The organism is Hyphomicrobium nitrativorans NL23, assembly GCF_000503895.1.
Lineage (GTDB): Bacteria > Pseudomonadota > Alphaproteobacteria > Rhizobiales > Hyphomicrobiaceae > Hyphomicrobium_C > Hyphomicrobium_C nitrativorans.
In genome coordinates this window covers 1,956,618-1,972,671 of sequence record NC_022997.1, presented here as the reverse complement: position 1 = coordinate 1,972,671, position 16,054 = coordinate 1,956,618, and the positions used below count along the sequence as shown (strand labels likewise).

The following is a 16,054-nucleotide window of genomic DNA, read 5'->3' as shown; positions in this document are numbered from 1 at the left end:
GACAGGAGAATTGAAGAGCGTCGGTAAAGGGAGAGCGGCGCCTCACGAGCCCGGCGGCTTGGTGCCGCCGCCGGAGCCGAGCGTTCGCTGCATCTCGGAGCGGAGCGCCTTCTCCATGATGCGCGGCATGTTCTCCGCCACCCACTTCTGCAGCATGGGGCGCAGCATATCCGCCACCACATCCTCAAGCGTACGTCCTGGCGCGGCATCCGCTTCGGAAACCAATTGCGTCGCCACAGGCGCCGTTGCCGGTGGAGCAGCCGGAAGCGGCGATGCAGCCGCCTGAGCGCTAGCGCTCGACGCACGCGCGCGATCCTGAAGCGCCGCCGCGCCGACGCCGTCGGGCATATCCGATTTGGCCGTAGATGCCGCAAGCCCCTGCGCAAGCGCACCGAGCGCATCCGCCGCCGCATCCTTGCCCGCCGCATCCGCAGCAACGGGAGCAGCGTCGGGCTTTGCGCCGAATGACGTCTTCGCTGGCTCCGGCGCAGCCGGATTCGGAACGACGGGCGACGCAGCCGTCGAAAGCGAGGGAGACGGAGGCGCGCGGCCGAGAGACGTATGAGGCTCCGACTGATCGAGCTGAGGCAGACGAAGCGAAAATCCGTTCGTGCCCACATGCGCCGCGGCACCGCTGCCGACACGCGGCGGCGCACCGAACGCGCTGTCGGGCGTCGGCTGGCCACGTCCCGCCACATCGCTGGGCACGACGGAGCCGAAATCCGGAAAGCGCGTTGCCGGGTCGGCCGTCGAAACCCGATCGGCAGCGCTGGCGTTCGCGCTGCTGGAGCTGGAGAGGGCCGGTGCTGGCGATGGTTCCTTAGCCGCAAGCAACGGGTTGGGCGCGGCAGTCTTGGCGAGATCGTCGCTCCGGACCGGCGGCAACACCGGCTCCGGCCGCTCCGGCGGAAAAAAACCCTTCCGGTTCGTCAGCGGTGGAAAGCCAAACGTCTGGGGACGTGGCGCAGGGGCGCTCTCCGCAAAACCACGACCGAAAGGTGCAGGCGCGGCGGGCGGCGCCGATGCAGCGGCATCGGGCGAAGGAGACGACGGAGCATTCGCCGCAGCCGCCGGTTCCACGGGACCGTTCGTCACGGATGGCGGCGTCGCACCGTGTCCCCCCGGCTCTGGCGCCAACCGGGTCTCGGGCTTTGGCGTCGCGCTCGCGGCGTTCGCCGCATCCGGCTCGTCGAGAAGATCGGCAAGATCTTGATCGAACGGCAGCAGACGCTTCGTCCCGTTCGGTCCCGCAACTCTCGCCCCCCCGGCAGAGAGGCCGTTGCCGAACGTCCCGTTCAACCGATCCTGAAGCGAGGGAGGTGTTTCCAGCGGCGGCGGGGCAGCGTGACCCGGGACCACGGGCGGCGAAGCCTCCGGCACAGGGTCGAGAGCGGACTGCGCCGGAGCGTCAGGCTCCTCGGAAACGTTCTGGCGGATCGACGCCAGGATTTCGTCGATACTGAGCTCGCCCGGCTTGTCCGGTCTATTCATACCCCACCTGTCCAGCCGATAGGAGCGCGCGCCGCCTCATGCGAGAGCCTCGCACGAGGATGGACACGCGCCATTCCGCGTAACTAGGGAACACGTACCGCCGATCCCCCCCGGCATCAACGCATCCGGCGGATTTATGCGTGCTCTCCACCGGGACATATGCTCGGCCCGGCTTGCGACGTTTTCGAGGCAGCCCCGCATTTTGGGCAACGGGAACGCCTGCGGCACGCGTTCTATAGCTTTTTCAGCGGCTTGACACTTTCCGCGATCTCGATATGGAGCGCCTTTTCCACCATGCGTGGCATATTGTCGGCCAGCCACTGACGAAGCATCGGCCGCAAGAGATCCGCCGTCGTGTCTTCGATGGAGCCGACACCCTCCATCGTCTCAGCAGGCACGGCCGAGGCGGGCAGCGGAGGCGGCGGCATCGCCACCACCTGCGGTGCGGGCATGTCCTCCAGAACCTCCTCGACATAGGCCATCACCGGCGGCATCGCCTCCGGCTCGAACGAAGCGACAGGCGGCGCGAAGGCGACAGGAGTTACCGGAAGCGAAGGCTCGGCCACAGCCGCCGGGGCAGGCGTGGAAACTGGGCTCGGCGCCGCCGACATCTTCATGAAGTGCGTGTCCTTGAACGACGCCATCACCCGCTTGGGCTGCTCGGCGCCGGCACCCGCTCCATGGACCGGAGCGGCTGGTTCCGCCGCAGGGGCCGCGACAACCTCAGCGGCCTGCCCGTTCTTATGCCCATTGACATGAGCGGAACCATTCATCGAGGCCGCGTCCTCGACGCGATAAGCCTCGGTACGGACCGGCTGAAGCGAACTCAAGCCTTGATAGGGCTGATGGACGTCCGGCTGTTTGCCGCCGTTCACGCCAGAACCGTTGCTGTGACCGTGATCCTCGCCGTTGCTCGCCCCCTCGACCGGCGTCGTCGTCGCGTTGCGGATCGCATCCGTCAAGCGGCCAAGCAGCGGAGCCGGACGGTCCGGCGCGGGCAGCGAAGACGAACGGAAAATCGCGGGTAGATCGAAATCGCCGGCGTCGTCGAGGACGCCGTCACCTTTAAGTACGATAGGCTGGCTGCCGCGGAAATCTCCGTAAGCCTGGTTTGCGGGCTCCTCGGCGATGATCCTGCGGATCGACGCGAGGATCTCCTCCATGCTCGGCTGGCCGTTCTTCTCTGTCATGTTCATGACGCCACTCCCTACGCACACCACGACACACGGCACCGACCCGCAAAGGCACCGCCCCCGACTTAGTGGACGCCGCAGACAGCGACGCCAGAGCCTCGTACGCAGCACGCGACGAGGAGCACGTTCAGCTCACGCTTGCGAGGAGCAACTAAGCGCCCCAGCCGACGCAGCATTCCCGCTCATGCAAAGTTGTGTGTGGGACTCCCACCGAAGGTGACGCTAAGCACCATAGTGGGCGACGATGTGGCAAAGCCACATGACAACAAAAATCGACGAGCAGATTTTTCTGAGCTAGCGCAGGCGGGCGGGGAGGCTCAAGCGATTTATTTTACGCCTGCCGCCCAATCGGACTCGCCGGACAACTCTTCCGTGCGTCCGTCGGAGTGGGTAATCGAGGTACCCCAAGGCTTACGGCGCACTTCTTGATAATGCGCTTCAGGATCGTAGGCGACCGAAGTAAAGCCGAGATTTATTGCGTCCAGGCGGCCCAGCGCGGAGAGAACGGCGTAGCTCGACACCACCACGTTGCGGCGCGTAGACACGAGCTGCACCTGCGAGTTCAAAAGTTCGACCTCGGCGTTAAGCACGTCGAGAAGTGTGCGCTGACCGACGCGCTCTTCCTCGCGAACCCCCGTCAGAGCGGTGGTATTGGCCTGCACCTGTGACTGATCGGATTCCACCTGCGCCCGCGCCGCGAGAAGCTGCGACCACGTGGCCACCACTTCCGCTTCGGCCTCGCTCCGCGCCTGCTCGATTTCCTGCAAACGGCTGACGTGAATGTGCTTCTGCTGACGGACGCGCGCATAGACCTCGCCGCCTTCGTAGATCGGCACCGTCAGGCGGCCCGTCACGGCGGCGGTTTCGGATTCGCGCGTGATGGGCGAGGTATCGAACCGATCCTGATAGAACGCTTCGAGCTGCACCGTCGGAAGCAACTCGCCACGAATCCTATCGACGCCGAACCGCGCAGCCTGTTCGAGGTAGAGCGCACCCACCACGACGGGATTTTCATGCGTTCCGATATCGATCGCTTCCTGGAGCGAGCCCGGAATGGCGTGCTGGTATCCGTTGGGCTCCACCAGATTGTTCGGCGCATGACCGATGACGCGCTCGTAGGATCCGCGGCTCGTCTGAAGATTCGCCTTCGCGAGATCGAGCGCGGAGACGGAACCTGCGCGACGAGCCTGTGCTTGCGCCACGTCGGTGCGTGTCACCTCGCCCACCCCGAAGCGATCTTCGGTCGCGCGCAGCTCGCGCGTCAGGACGTTGACGTTGTTCTCGCGCAGCCGGACGATGGCCTGGTCGCGCACGACGTCCATGAAAGCCGTGACCGCCTCAAGCAGGACGAACTGCTCGACGCCACGAAGCGTCTCACGCGCGGCACGCACGTTCGCTTCCGACTCGTTGACCGCGTTGATGACACGGAAACCGCTAAAAATGGGCTGCACGAAATCGACCCCATACCCCTTCGGGCTGAAGTCGTTGTGCGTGCTTCCCGGAACGCCGACCGTACGGGTGCGGTTATGCTGCCAGTTGATGTCGGCGCTGCCGGTGATCCTTGGCCGGAAGCCGGACCGCGCGCGGGTCACCTCTTCGTCCGTGGCTCTCAAGCGGGCCCGCTCGGCATCGAGACGTGGATTATACTGGTAGGCCGAGGCAAGTGCCTCGTTCAGCGTTTCCGCACGCGCGGCATAGACCGGATACAGCCCAACGCCTGTCACGGCCACAAGAGCAGCAAGAGCCCTCAGCCGAAAACTCGGTTTGACTTTCACTAATGTCATTCCAAGACCTGCCTAGACGGCTCCACTCCAACAAGGCCCGTCGCAAATGCCGGCTGCCAAGTGGCGGACGCTCCCCCCAAAAATTTCTCAACAGTTAACGATTCTAGAGGAGGCATCCGATTCGAAGAAGGACAAGACAAGCCGCACCGGGCACATGCCGGCGTGTGCGTGGCAGCATTCCCACACACATCGAGCTGGGAGCAGCGAGACGGGACGGCAGCCGCCGCCCGCGTCGCTTAAGCAAGCTACTGAAATGCAAGAAAAACATCGACAAGCCGCAACGGACGCTCCGCCCGCTGCGCACTGCAAGATTAGGAAGGAGACCAGCCTCTGCAAGGGGCCAGCCTCGAAATATCAGAAGACGAATGCAGGCGCCCGCTCAAAGCCCGGCAAAACCTCGCTATTGGCGTCGAACACGTCTTGCGTGCCGAACACACTTCCATCGCGCCGCCACACCGTCGCCCGCCCGGCGCCGTGACGCGACAGGATCGCCACCAACCGGCCGCCGTCCTTGAGTTGATCGAGCAGCCCTGGCGGAACCGTCTCGACGGCGCCTTCGATCACGATCGCATCGTAGGGCCCGCCCTCGGACCAGCCGGCCACAAGATCGCCGGTCACGACCTCGATCCCTTCCGCACCGATTTTGGCCAGGGTCTCGCGAGCGAGCGCGGCGAGGGCGGCGTCGCTCTCAAGCGCCACGACACGGCCGCCGAGCCGAGCCAGAATGGCCGACGAATAGCCGGTCGCGGCCCCGATATCGAGGACGGCAGCGGTCGGTTCGATCTGCGCCGCCTGAACGAGCTTCGCGAAGGTCCTGGGCTCCAGCATCGTGCGCGGCGCTCCGCCCGAGGACGAACCGAGCGCAACGGGGCCGTCCATGTAGGCCACCGGGCGGGACGCCTCCGGCACGAAAGCCTCGCGCGGGATGTCCGCCATTGCGCGGATGATGCGACGATCGGTGACGTCGCTCGGCCGCACCTGCGATTCGACCATATTCCTGCGCGGTACGGCGTAATCCATGTTGGTCCTCCGAGGCGGGCGCCAGAAATCTCACCGCGCCGATCCTATCGGGCACGATCGAGCCGAACATATGCGAAGTTGCAGCCCGCGGCCACAGCGCGCGACGCCGCGCCTGTTCTATCCCCTGGGCCAAAGCGCCCAACAAACCGCAAACGCCGCCGCGCTCCAGACGACCGCCACGACCACGATCCCGAGCCGGCTGCGGGGCCGGTCGGCCAGTGTCTCCGCCTCGGCTCTGAACTCGGCCATCAGCACGGGATCGATGAGGCGCGCGATCGAGACCACGGCGAGCGGCAGGAGGATCAGTTCGTCGAGCAGCCCCAGCACGGGGATGAAGTCGGGAATGAGATCGATGGGTGAGAGGACATAGGCTGCAACCAGCACCGCGAGCGCCTTGACCACCCAGGACACACGCGGATCGCGGGCCGCCAGATAGAGCGCCACGCCATCGCGTTTGGCGCGCCGGGCCGCAGCCTCCAGCTTGTCCCGCCACGGCCGGGCCGCACGCATCCTCCATTTCCCGTTCCCGATAGCCCGCTCCTCCGCTCCGGATAAACCCTGAGCTTGTCCTAGCCTTTGTCTATATGATAGATGCGTGCGGCGCCGAGACGGGAAGATCTTCGGATCGCGTCCTTCGAACGCGCAACCGGACATGAAAAGGAGCCCACCACCTCCTTTTGCCGACGTCCATCGAGAGGCCACGTGGCGGAGTGGTGACGCAGCGGACTGCAAATCCGTATACGCCGGTTCGATTCCGGCCGTGGCCTCCAAAATTTCCAAGTACGCCCATCATGTTGAGAGCCGAGCCGTGGCCTGTGCGCGCGGCACGCCCGCGCGACAATTCTTGGGACAGCCTCCCAAGGAACAGCTTTCGCTCAGGCTCCAATCCGCTAATCTTTCGGCCAATGACGAGATGAGAGCCACCGGCCTGCCGGCAAGGCTGCCAATCGGGGGAACGGGCCCAAATGCTAACGGATACCGCCGCGATGATCGAGAAGGTCAAGCGCGACCCAGAATTCTACCCTGTCGTAAAGCGGCGCACGCGCCTCGCCTGGGTTCTCTCGGCCGTGACATTGGCCGTCTATTTCGGCTTCATCCTGCTCGTGGCCTTCGCCCCCGGCCTCCTTGCCCGTCCCATCGGAGACGGCACCATGACCGTCGGCATCGCGGCAGGCGTCGGCACCATCGTCCTGGCGGTAGCGCTCACCGGCTTCTACGCCCACCGCGCCAACAGCGACTTCGACGCCAGGATCGACAGCATCGTCGCGAGGGCCGCCTCGTGAACATCCCTGCCGTCGTCATGTTCCTGATTTTCGTGGCCGTCACGCTCGTCATCACCCGCTGGGCCGCGAGCCGTGTCCGCTCCGCATCCGACTTCTACACCGCGGGCGGCGGTATCACCGGCACCCAGAACGGCCTCGCCATCGCCGGCGACTACATGTCGGCCGCATCCTTCCTCGGCATCTCCGGTCTCGTCTTCGCGTCCGGCTTCGACGGTCTCATCTACTCCGTGGGCTGGCTAGTCGGCTGGCCGATCGTGCTGTTCCTGATCGCCGAGCGCTTGCGCAACCTCGGCCGTTACACCTTCGCCGACGTCGTGGCCTATCGCCTCGAAGCGGGACCCATCCGCACGCTCTCCGCCATCGGCACACTGACGGTCGTCGCGTTCTACCTGATCGCCCAGATGGTCGGCGCCGGCAAGCTGATCGAGCTGCTGTTCGGCCTTCCCTATCTTTACGCCGTGATAGCTGTCGGCGCGCTGATGGTGACCTACGTCGCGACGGGCGGCATGGTGGCGACGACGTGGGTGCAGATCATCAAGGCTTGCCTGCTGCTCGGCGGCGCGACGTTCATGGCGGTCATGGTGCTCGCCAACTTCGGCTTTTCGCCCAACGCGATGTTTCGCGCGGCAACCGACATCCACCCCGACGGCCTCGCCATCCTCTCGCCGGGCAAGCTCGTGTCCGATCCGATCTCGGCGATCTCGCTCGGGCTCGCGCTGATGTTCGGCACGGCGGGCCTGCCCCACATCCTCATGCGCTTCTTCACCGTGAAAGACGCCAAGGCAGCCCGCAAATCCGTCTTCTACGCAACTGGACTGATCGGCTATTTCTACATTCTCACCTTCATCATCGGCTTCGGCGCCATCACACTTCTGATGAGCGACCCCGCCTATTTCCGCGCTGGCGCGGACGGCACCTTCGACCCGCTGGCCACCATGATCGGCGGCACGAACATGGCGGCCGTCCATCTTTCGCACGCCATCGGCGGCTCGCTCTTCCTGGGCTTTATCTCCGCTGTCGCCTTCGCGACCATCCTGGCCGTGGTCGCGGGCCTGACGCTCGCCGGCGCGTCCGCCATCAGTCACGATCTCTACGCCAGCATCTTCGCCAAGGGCCGCAGCACGGAAGCGACCGAAGTGCGCATTTCGCGCATCTCTGCGGTCGTCATCGGCATCGTCGCGATTTTCCTCGGCTACGTGTTCGAAAACCAGAACGTGGCGTTCATGGTCGGCCTGGCGTTCGCAATCGCCGCAAGCTGCAATTTTCCGGTGCTCCTGATGAGCATCGTCTGGAGCGGGACGACGACACGCGGCGCGGTCGTCGGCGGCTTCCTGGGCCTCGTATCGGCCGTGACGATGGTGCTCTTGAGCCCGGCCGTATGGGTCAACACCTTCGGCTTCCCGAAAGCGCTCTTCCCCTACGACAGCCCGGCCCTGTTCTCGATGACGATCGCCTTCCTCGGCATTTACATCGTCTCGAAGCTCGACGGGAGCGCCCGCGCCGCAAAGGAGCGCGCCGCCTTCGAGGATCAGTTCATCCGCTCGGAGACCGGCATCGGCATCGGCGCCGCGTCGTCTCACTAGGTTCCAAATCCAATCAGGATGCCGTCACGATTGAGACGAGATGGGCCGAGGGCGAGGAGAAGCGCGAAGAGCGATGCTTGCGCATCGGTCGAGCGCTTCATGCCGGCGGCGTGCTTCCAGCGCGTCGCAAGATCCTGCAAATCATGAGGTGCGCTGCAACCTCGCTCCTGCCAGCCGCACAAAACCCCTCGCGTCGGGAGGCCATCCTGATTGGATTTGGGGCCTAGGCCAAAGATCTCGGCCGCGGCAATATGAGGGGCACGCGCACCAAGCCCGTGAAACGGCACCTTCCCACGGGATGACCCGCTTCGCCGCAGACTTTTTTCGCCTACCCTCTGGCCCCCGGCGCAACCATCTGCTATGAGCCCGGCTCTCTGACGCGTTCAGAGACATTCCGCGGTAGCTCAGTGGTAGAGCATCCGACTGTTAATCGGACGGTCGTAGGTTCGAATCCTACCCGCGGAGCCAAGCTAGATTATTACATAAGAAACAATAATTTATGCCGCCACGTTTGGAGTTGAAGCAGCGGGAGCAAATGTGCTCCGGGTGCTCCGCCCCAGATGCTCCTCCGGCGTCTCAAAACGGCGATGTCCAACACGAAACCGGCCCTCCACCAGCGATCTTAGCTGCTGAGGCGTAGCGCCGAGCGCGCAGGCACACCGCTTGGACATGACAGGCTGCGTGCAGCAAACGACAGCACGACGAAAAAGTGCCGCCGATCCTGTCGCCGGCACCTCCGATCTCATGCGCTTAGACTTGGCTTTGTAAGCCAGGGGTCAACCTCTGCCGCCACGCGCCTCCCGCGCCGCGGCCACCATGTTTCTCAACGCAGGCAGCACCTCTTACCACCGCCGCGTCTTCAAACCGCAATCGGGGTTGACCCAGATCTGATCCGGCGCCAGATGTTCGCGCGCCTTGCCGAGAAGCGCCGACATATCCTGCGTATGCGGGCACCGCGGCGAATGGATGTCGTAGACGCCGGGTCCGATTTCGTTCGGATACTTGAAACCGGAGAAGCTCTCCAGGAGCTCCATATCCGACCGCGACGTCTCGATCGAAATCACGTCGGCATCGAGCGCCGCAATCGACGGCATGATGTCGTTGAACTCGCAATAGCACATATGCGTGTGGATCTGCGTTTCTGTGCCGGCACCGGCGGCAGCCAGCCGGAAACAATCCACCGCCCACGCGAGATAGGCCTCCCAATCGGCGTGCCGGAGCGGAAGCCCCTCGCGCAGCGCCGGCTCGTCGATCTGGATGATCGGGATCCCGGCACGTTCGAGATCGGACACCTCGTCGCGGATGGCGAGCGCGATCTGCTTGCACGTCTCGGAACGCGGCTGGTCGTCACGGACGAACGACCACTGCAGGATCGTCACGGGTCCTGTGAGCATACCCTTCATCGGTTTCTCGGTCAGCGACTGCGCGTAGCTCGACCATGCCACCGTCATCGGATGCGGGCGCGAGACGTCGCCGAAAATGATCGGCGGCTTGACGTAGCGCGAGCCGTAAGACTGCACCCAGCCGTTCTGCGTGAAGGCGAAGCCCGCAAGTTGCTCCCCGAAATACTCGACCATATCGTTGCGCTCGAACTCGCCGTGAACGAGCACGTCGAGCCCGATCTCCTCCTGCCGACGCACCGCGTCCTCGGTCGCGGTCATAAGGAACGCGTCGTAAGACGGCGCATCCATCTCTCCCCGCTTGAAGGCGGCACGCGCCTTGCGCACCGCTTCCGTCTGCGGGAACGAGCCGATCGTCGTCGTAGGAAACGCCGGAAGATCCAGACGCGCACGCTGTTGGGCCTGCCGCGTGTTGAACGGCGCACCGCGGTCGAGATCCTTTTCCGTCACGGCGCCGACGCGCGCCTTCACCGCAGGATTGTTGATCCGCGCCGATGCCGCACGCGAGGCAACGGCCTCGGCACTATCCGCAAAAGCCTGCGCGGCCGCATCTTTGCACTTGGTTGCCGCCGTCTTAAGTGCGGCAACCTCGGTCAACTTCTGGCGCGCATAAGCAAGCCACGACTTGAGCTCCGCGTCGAGCTTCTGCTCGGTATTGAGGTCAACCGGCGTATGGATGAGCGAGCATGAGGGCGCAATCTGCACGCCGCCCTTGCCGCGTGCCGCAACCGCCGTCTCGACCGTCGCAAAAGCCGTCTCAAGATCCGCCCGCCAGATATTGCGCCCATCGATCACGCCAAGAGACAGCAAACGCTCCCACGGCCAATCCTTGAGCACGTCTTCCAGTTGCCCTGGCGCCCGGACGAGATCGACGTGCAGCCCGTCCACCGGAAGCGAACGCACAACGTCGAGATTGCTGCCAAGCTTATCGAAATACGCCGCAATCAGGATCTTGACGCCGCACGAGGACAGCGCCGCATAAGCGGCTTCGAACGCGGCTTTCTGGCTGTCTTTAAGGTCGAGAGCCAGGATCGGCTCGTCGATCTGCACCCAGTCCGCTCCCGCCGCCGCGAGCGACGCCAGCACCTCCGCGTAAACCGGAAGCAATGCATCGAGAAGGGTCAAGGGATCGAGGTTCGCGTCTTTCGCCTTGCCGAGCGACAGGAACGTCACCGGCCCGATCAGAACCGGCCGGGTGTGAATGCCGAGCGCCTTCGCTTCGTTGAACTCGTCGAGCGCCTTGGTGGACACAAGACGGAACGCCTGTCCCTCATGGAACTCCGGCACGATGTAGTGATAGTTCGTGTCGAACCACTTCGTCATTTCCATTGCGGGCGCGGCATCCGAGCCGCGCGCCATGGCAAAGTACGTGTCAAAATCGATGGACGCCGCCTCGTCGGCGGAAAGCTCCGCCACGTCCGCCATCACGGCATATGCGCTTGCCGTCTGATGCGTGGCCACAACCCGAACGCCCTCCTGCGAAGTCCTAAAGCGCGGCGGCACCGCGCCCACCATCGCCACCGCATCGAGCATCTGATCGTAGAACGAGAAATCGTTCGAAGGGATAACGTCGATGCCAGCCTCTTTCTGAAGCCGCCAATGGCGCGCACGCAGCTCCGCGCCCGCTTTACGCAGCGCCGTATAATCGATCTCGCCTTTCCAATAGGCTTCCGTGGCTTTCTTGAGCTCTCGCTTGATGCCGATGCGCGGAAAGCCGAGATTGGCAGCCTGGATCATGTCCGATACCCTTTCTTGAAATCTAGCTCTTGTCCGGCAGCTGGACGATTGGCGTGGGCCGGCCGTCGCCATCCACCGCCACCATCTCGAAGCGCCCCTGCATGGCGAGCTTGCGATCCTGCTTGCCGATCGTTTCGGCAATGACCTCCACCTTCACCGTCATCGAGCTTCGCCCCACGCGCTCGACACGCGCGCAAAGCTCGACGAGTTGGCCGACAGCCACCGGCAAGTGAAAGTCCACCTTGTCCGACGAGGCCATGACGACGCTCGTCCCTGCCCGCCGCGCGGCCGCAATGGCCGCCGCCTTGCTCATCAGGTTCAAGGCGGTGCCCCCGAACAGGGTGCCGTAGTGATTGGCCTGTTCGGGAAACACGATTTCGACGAAGCGCGTCTCTGAGAGATCGCAAGCGGTCATGGCCTACTCCCGCTCATTCTCGCGCGGTGTCTCCGCAATGCGGACGATCGGGATCATCTGATCCCCCCACTGCCCGCGCCCGTTGTGAAAGCGCGAGCCGCGCATCAGCTCGATCGTCACACCCGCTTCGACCGCCGTGGCGATCTGCTGGTTGAGGCGATGCAAGGTATCCGCGACCTTGCGGATCAGCGTGTCCGCATCGACCTTCCTCGGCCCGTTGAACGGCTCCGAAATCGCGATGACATCTGCGGACCGCATGGGAGCATCTCCGGAATCTGAGCTATCGGCTCGGGGCATGTTTTGCCTCCTATTCGGCAGCGGGCTGAAACTGGGCCGTCTCTGTAGACTCCGACATCGCCGTCGTTGACGAAGCCCCGCCGCTGATCGCAAGCGACACGGCGTCGAAGTATCCCGTGCCGACCTCACGCTGGTGGCGCGTTGCGGTATAGCCGTTGCCCTCGGCCGCGAACTCGGCCTGCTGCAGCTCCGAGTACGCCGCCATGCCACGGTCGCGGTAGCCACGCGCCAGCTCGAACATGCCGTAGTTGAGCTGATGGAACCCGGCGAGCGTCACGAACTGGAATTTGTAGCCCATCGCCCCGATCTCTTTCTGGAAGCGCGCGATCGAGGCTTCGTCGAGCTTGGACTTCCAGTTGAACGACGGCGAGCAGTTGTAGGCGAGCATTTTGCCAGGGAACTCGCGATGGATGGCCTCCGCGAAGCGCGCGGCATCCTTGAGGTTCGGCGTCGACGTCTCCCACCAGAGAAGATCGGCGTAGGGCGCGTAGGCAAGACCGCGCGCGATGCACGCATCCACGCCGCTCTTGAGCGCATAGAACCCTTCCGGCGTCCGCTCGCCGGGGACGATGAACTCGCGGTCGCGCACGTCGATGTCCGAGGTGATGAGCTTGGCCGACTCCGCATCCGTCCGCGCCACGATCACCGTCGGCACGCCCATGATGTCGGCCGCGAGCCGCGCGGCCACGAGGTTGCGGATGTGGGCCGCCATCGGAATCAGCACCTTGCCGCCGAGATGCCCGCACTTCTTTTCGGACGCGAGCTGGTCTTCGAAGTGCACGCCTGCAACGCCCGCCTCGATGTAGGCCTTCATGATCTCGAACGAGTTGAGCGGACCGCCGAAGCCGGCTTCCGCGTCGGCAACGATCGGCGCCAACCACGTCTCGACGCTCTTCTTGCCTTCGGCGTGCTCGATCTGGTCGGCGCGCTGCAGTGTGCGGTTGATGCGCCGCGCAAGCTCGGGGCCCGCGTTCGCCGGATAGAGGCTCTGGTCCGGATACATCGCGGATGCCGTGTTGGCGTCGGCCGCCACCTGCCACCCCGAGAGGTAGATCGCCTTGAGGCCCGCGCGCACCATCTGCATGGCCTGGTTGCCGGTCACAGACCCCAGCGCGTGCACATAGGGCTCCGAGCCCAGAAGCTTCCAGAGACGGTTCGCGCCATGCTCGGCAACCGTCTGCCGCACCGGCATCGAGCCGCGCAGCCGCAGCACGTCCGCCGCCGTGTAGGGACGCTGGATGCCGTCGAAGCGGCCCGGCGCCGCGTTTGGGATAAGATCGTCGAAGGTGGTCTTCTTGGTCATTGCGCGTCCCTGCTTGCCAAACTCGAATATTCGCATTATCCGCAAAGAGAGATCCCGATAAACTCCTGAAAACGCGGAGTTTTGCAAACCGGGCACTGCAAATTTGCGAATTTTGCGAATGAGGCCACGAATGCGAAAAGCCTTCATGGGGGTGCGCCTGAGGCGTCTCAGGGAAGAGCGGGGCCTGACCCAGGTCGCCCTCGCGCGCGCGCTCGATCTCTCGGCGAGCTACCTCAACCAGCTCGAAAAAAACCAGCGCCCGCTGACGGTCCCCATCCTGCTCAAGATCAACGCGGTGTTCGGTGTCGACGTGCAGCTCTTCTCCGAGGACGAGGAAGCGCGCCTCATCGCGGATTTGCGCGACGTGATGGCCGATCCCGGCCTCGACGAAGAGATCGCCCTCACCGAACTCCGGGAGATCGCCTCCAACATGCCCGCCGTCGGACGCGCGATCGTGAAGCAGCATCGCCGCCTGCGTCAGGCCTCCGAGCGCGCGGATGCGCTGGCGATGCGCCTCGGCGTAGGCACGGAGGAACACGAACCCGCACAACTCATGCCCTTTGAGCAGGTGCGCGATTATTTCTACGCCCATCACAACTATTTCGCTGAGCTGGACGAAGCAGCCGAGAAACTGTTCGCCGCTGCGCGCCTCACCGTCGGAGATTGCGCCGCAGGCTTGAAGCGTTATTTGAGCGACCGGCTGCGCATCCAGGTCGTGATCGAAGCACCGAACGAACAGACGCATGCGCAGCGCAGCTTCGAAGCACCCGCGCGCGTGCTGCGGCTCTCATCCACCCTCATGCCGGGGCAGCTCGCGTTCGAGATGGCCACGCAGCTTGCGTATCTCGAAATGGGCGACACCATCGACAAGCTGGCGAGAGACGCGGCATCCGGCAGCGAGGAGACCTACCGGCTCGCCCGCATAGGATTGGCCAATCACTTTGCGGGCGCGTTGATCATGCCCTATGGGCGCTTCTTCGAAGCAGCCGAACGGCTGCGCTACGACATCGAGCTACTGCGTCAGCGCTTTGGCGTCGGCTTCGAGACCATCTGCCATCGTCTGAGCACGCTCCAGCGCCCGAATGCGCGCGGCGTGCCGTTCTTCTTCGTGCGCGTCGACCGCGCGGGCAACATCTCGAAGCGCCAGTCCGCCACCGATTTTCACTTCTCGCGCGTCGGCGGCTCGTGCCCGCTTTGGAACGTCTACGAAGCGTTCTCCGTCCCGGGCCGCATCCTCACCCAGCTCGCCACAATGCCGGACGGGCGCACATACCTCTGGATCGCACGCACCGTATCGCGCGGGCACGGCGGCTACGGCGCTCCATCGAAAACGTTCGCCATCGGCCTCGGCTGCGATATGAGCCACGCGAACAGGCTCGTGTATGCGAAGGGCCTCGACCTCAAGGATCAATCCGCGGCGGTTCCGATCGGCGCCGGCTGCAAAATCTGCGAGCGGCCCGCCTGCCCGCAACGCGCCTTCCCCGCCATCGGACGGCGCACCGCCATCGACGAAAACGAGCGGCGCTTCACCCCATATCCGGTCGCATGACACAGCAACGAAAGGGCGAACGATGACAGTCAGCACTTGCGATCTCTCCGACAAGCACGGCGAGCACGCGCGCATCCCCGCGCCGGTGTTCCATAACTTCGGGGCGCGCCGCGCGTTCCACGGACGCGCCGTCACGGTGAAATGCTTCGAGGACAATTCTCGCGTGAAAGAAGTGCTCGCGACACCCGGCAACGGCCGCGTTCTTGTCGTGGACGGAGGCGGCAGCACGCGCTGCGCGCTGCTCGGCGACATGATCGCGAAAGATGCAGTCGCAAACGGCTGGAGCGGCATCGTCGTGTTCGGATGCGTGCGCGATACGGCCGTTCTCGAAGGCCTCGACATCGGCATCAAGGCGCTTGGCACCAACCCGAGACGTTCGACACGCCGCGGCGAAGGAACCCTCCACATTCCCGTCGACTTCGCCGGAATTCAAGTGAAGGAAGACGACATCGTCGCCGCCGACTGCGACGGCATCGTCGTCATCGCCGCGAAACACGCGACGGAAATCGGGTAAGACGCAGGGCTCCCGCCGCATCCCGGTTTGCTGTCAACGGCATTCCGTCGACTGTCACCGATAAACACAACATCTATACACAGCCGCGCCGTAAACACGCGTTTCACGCAACATCTTGCGGCACCCGCCTTGCGGCACCCTCAGAATCAGACGCTATTGAAAGCGTCATAGGTCGCCGGGCGGAACCGCTCGGCGCTAAGAGGGAACCCGGTGCGCTCGGCTTTCTGCGAAGGCGAGCAATCCCGGGGCTGCCCCCGCAACTGTAAGCAGCGAGTTGCCTGTCGAGAGCGGCCACTGGTGCATGGCACCGGGAAGGCCAGACAGGCGACACTGACCTGCGAGCCAGGAGACCTGCCTGTGACGAGATTAATTCGTCCTCGGGCGGGGTGTCCCGGTGGGTGGTATTCTGACGCCTCTGCATGCGCGGAGGCACGGATGCGCGTCCCCATTCGGCCCAAGCCCCCTTTTTCCTTTAAGGGGTTTGC

At 64.3% G+C, this 16,054-nt stretch carries 13 protein-coding genes, 2 tRNA genes and 1 riboswitch; of the genes, 6 read left to right on the top strand and 9 right to left on the bottom strand.

Going from position 1 to position 16,054, the window contains the following annotated elements; genetic code table 11:
- Window positions 1-42: 42 nt before the first annotated feature.
- The 5 genes from W911_RS09180 to W911_RS09160 form a co-directional block, all read right to left on the bottom strand.
- Window positions 43-1,491: a DUF2497 domain-containing protein gene (locus tag W911_RS09180; protein WP_023787265.1), complete on the bottom strand. Its 1,449-nt coding sequence runs from the start codon at window positions 1,489-1,491 to the stop codon at window positions 43-45.
- Between the two features lie 233 nt (window positions 1,492-1,724).
- A complete protein-coding gene (locus W911_RS18740; RefSeq protein ID WP_023787264.1) occupies window positions 1,725-2,687 on the bottom strand; it encodes a DUF2497 domain-containing protein in 963 nt (320 codons plus the stop codon).
- Between the two features lie 323 nt (window positions 2,688-3,010).
- Window positions 3,011-4,468 carry a TolC family outer membrane protein gene (locus W911_RS09170; RefSeq protein ID WP_051388537.1) on the bottom strand — a complete coding sequence of 486 codons (1,458 nt, stop codon included), beginning with the start codon at window positions 4,466-4,468 and terminating at the stop codon, window positions 3,011-3,013.
- Between the two features lie 354 nt (window positions 4,469-4,822).
- A complete protein-coding gene (locus W911_RS09165; protein ID WP_041316440.1) occupies window positions 4,823-5,488 on the bottom strand; it encodes a protein-L-isoaspartate O-methyltransferase family protein in 666 nt (221 codons plus the stop codon).
- A gap of 117 nt (window positions 5,489-5,605) precedes the next feature.
- On the bottom strand, window positions 5,606-5,998 hold the full coding sequence (locus W911_RS09160; protein WP_023787261.1) for a YkvA family protein: 393 nt from the start codon (window positions 5,996-5,998) through the stop codon (window positions 5,606-5,608).
- Window positions 5,999-6,184: 186 nt separating this feature from the next.
- Here W911_RS09160 and W911_RS09155 point away from each other — a divergent pair.
- The 4 genes from W911_RS09155 to W911_RS09140 all read left to right on the top strand — a co-directional run bounded on the left by W911_RS09155 (window position 6,185) and on the right by W911_RS09140 (window position 8,822).
- Window positions 6,185-6,258: transfer RNA gene (locus W911_RS09155), tRNA-Cys, on the top strand.
- A 195-nt stretch (window positions 6,259-6,453) separates the two neighbouring features.
- Window positions 6,454-6,771 carry a DUF485 domain-containing protein gene (locus W911_RS18735; RefSeq protein WP_023787260.1) on the top strand — a complete coding sequence of 106 codons (318 nt, stop codon included), beginning with the start codon at window positions 6,454-6,456 and terminating at the stop codon, window positions 6,769-6,771.
- A gap of 17 nt (window positions 6,772-6,788) precedes the next feature.
- A complete protein-coding gene (locus tag W911_RS09145) occupies window positions 6,789-8,354 on the top strand; it encodes a cation acetate symporter (RefSeq protein ID WP_244438663.1) in 1,566 nt (521 codons plus the stop codon).
- Window positions 8,355-8,747: 393 nt separating this feature from the next.
- Window positions 8,748-8,822, top strand: a tRNA-Asn gene (locus tag W911_RS09140).
- A gap of 374 nt (window positions 8,823-9,196) precedes the next feature.
- On the opposite strand, the gene metE is transcribed toward W911_RS09140, so the two are convergent.
- From metE to aceA, 4 genes are read right to left on the bottom strand one after another with little or no spacing between them, the layout of a single operon-like run.
- The gene (gene metE, locus W911_RS09135; RefSeq protein ID WP_051388536.1) at window positions 9,197-11,491 is read right to left on the bottom strand and encodes a 5-methyltetrahydropteroyltriglutamate--homocysteine S-methyltransferase; all 2,295 of its coding nucleotides are present in this window, start codon (window positions 11,489-11,491) and stop codon (window positions 9,197-9,199) included.
- 22 nt (window positions 11,492-11,513) lie between these two features.
- Window positions 11,514-11,906 (bottom strand): acyl-CoA thioesterase, encoded by a 393-nt coding sequence (locus W911_RS09130; RefSeq protein ID WP_023787257.1) that lies wholly within the window; start codon window positions 11,904-11,906, stop codon window positions 11,514-11,516.
- Between the two features lie 3 nt (window positions 11,907-11,909).
- Window positions 11,910-12,164, bottom strand: coding sequence for a hypothetical protein (locus W911_RS09125; RefSeq protein ID WP_023787256.1), 255 nt, complete (start codon window positions 12,162-12,164; stop codon window positions 11,910-11,912).
- 49 nt (window positions 12,165-12,213) lie between these two features.
- Window positions 12,214-13,506 (bottom strand): isocitrate lyase, encoded by a 1,293-nt coding sequence (gene aceA, locus W911_RS09120; protein ID WP_023787255.1) that lies wholly within the window; start codon window positions 13,504-13,506, stop codon window positions 12,214-12,216.
- Window positions 13,507-13,636: 130 nt separating this feature from the next.
- Between aceA and W911_RS09115 the strand changes: the two genes are divergently transcribed.
- Together W911_RS09115 and rraA are read left to right on the top strand one after the other, a co-directional pair.
- Window positions 13,637-15,055 (top strand): short-chain fatty acyl-CoA regulator family protein, encoded by a 1,419-nt coding sequence (locus tag W911_RS09115; protein ID WP_041316438.1) that lies wholly within the window; start codon window positions 13,637-13,639, stop codon window positions 15,053-15,055.
- 22 nt (window positions 15,056-15,077) lie between these two features.
- Complete coding sequence (gene rraA / locus W911_RS09110; RefSeq protein ID WP_023787253.1) at window positions 15,078-15,569, top strand: ribonuclease E activity regulator RraA; 492 nt, start codon at window positions 15,078-15,080, stop codon at window positions 15,567-15,569.
- 152 nt (window positions 15,570-15,721) lie between these two features.
- A riboswitch (cobalamin riboswitch) is annotated at window positions 15,722-15,942 on the top strand.
- Window positions 15,943-16,054: the final 112 nt, after the last annotated feature.

Coding starts and splice junctions, on each gene's coding strand:
- W911_RS09180 (WP_023787265.1), bottom strand. CDS start 1,491: ATGAATAGACCGGACAAGCCGGGCGAGCTCAGTATCGACGAAATCCTG.
- W911_RS18740 (WP_023787264.1), bottom strand. CDS start 2,687: ATGAACATGACAGAGAAGAACGGCCAGCCGAGCATGGAGGAGATCCTC.
- W911_RS09170 (WP_051388537.1), bottom strand. CDS start 4,468: ATGACATTAGTGAAAGTCAAACCGAGTTTTCGGCTGAGGGCTCTTGCT.
- W911_RS09165 (WP_041316440.1), bottom strand. CDS start 5,488: ATGGATTACGCCGTACCGCGCAGGAATATGGTCGAATCGCAGGTGCGG.
- W911_RS09160 (WP_023787261.1), bottom strand. CDS start 5,998: ATGCGTGCGGCCCGGCCGTGGCGGGACAAGCTGGAGGCTGCGGCCCGG.
- W911_RS18735 (WP_023787260.1), top strand. CDS start 6,454: ATGCTAACGGATACCGCCGCGATGATCGAGAAGGTCAAGCGCGACCCA.
- W911_RS09145 (WP_244438663.1), top strand. CDS start 6,789: ATGTTCCTGATTTTCGTGGCCGTCACGCTCGTCATCACCCGCTGGGCC.
- metE (WP_051388536.1), bottom strand. CDS start 11,491: ATGATCCAGGCTGCCAATCTCGGCTTTCCGCGCATCGGCATCAAGCGA.
- W911_RS09130 (WP_023787257.1), bottom strand. CDS start 11,906: ATGACCGCTTGCGATCTCTCAGAGACGCGCTTCGTCGAAATCGTGTTT.
- W911_RS09125 (WP_023787256.1), bottom strand. CDS start 12,164: ATGCGGTCCGCAGATGTCATCGCGATTTCGGAGCCGTTCAACGGGCCG.
- aceA (WP_023787255.1), bottom strand. CDS start 13,506: ATGACCAAGAAGACCACCTTCGACGATCTTATCCCAAACGCGGCGCCG.
- W911_RS09115 (WP_041316438.1), top strand. CDS start 13,637: ATGCGAAAAGCCTTCATGGGGGTGCGCCTGAGGCGTCTCAGGGAAGAG.
- rraA (WP_023787253.1), top strand. CDS start 15,078: ATGACAGTCAGCACTTGCGATCTCTCCGACAAGCACGGCGAGCACGCG.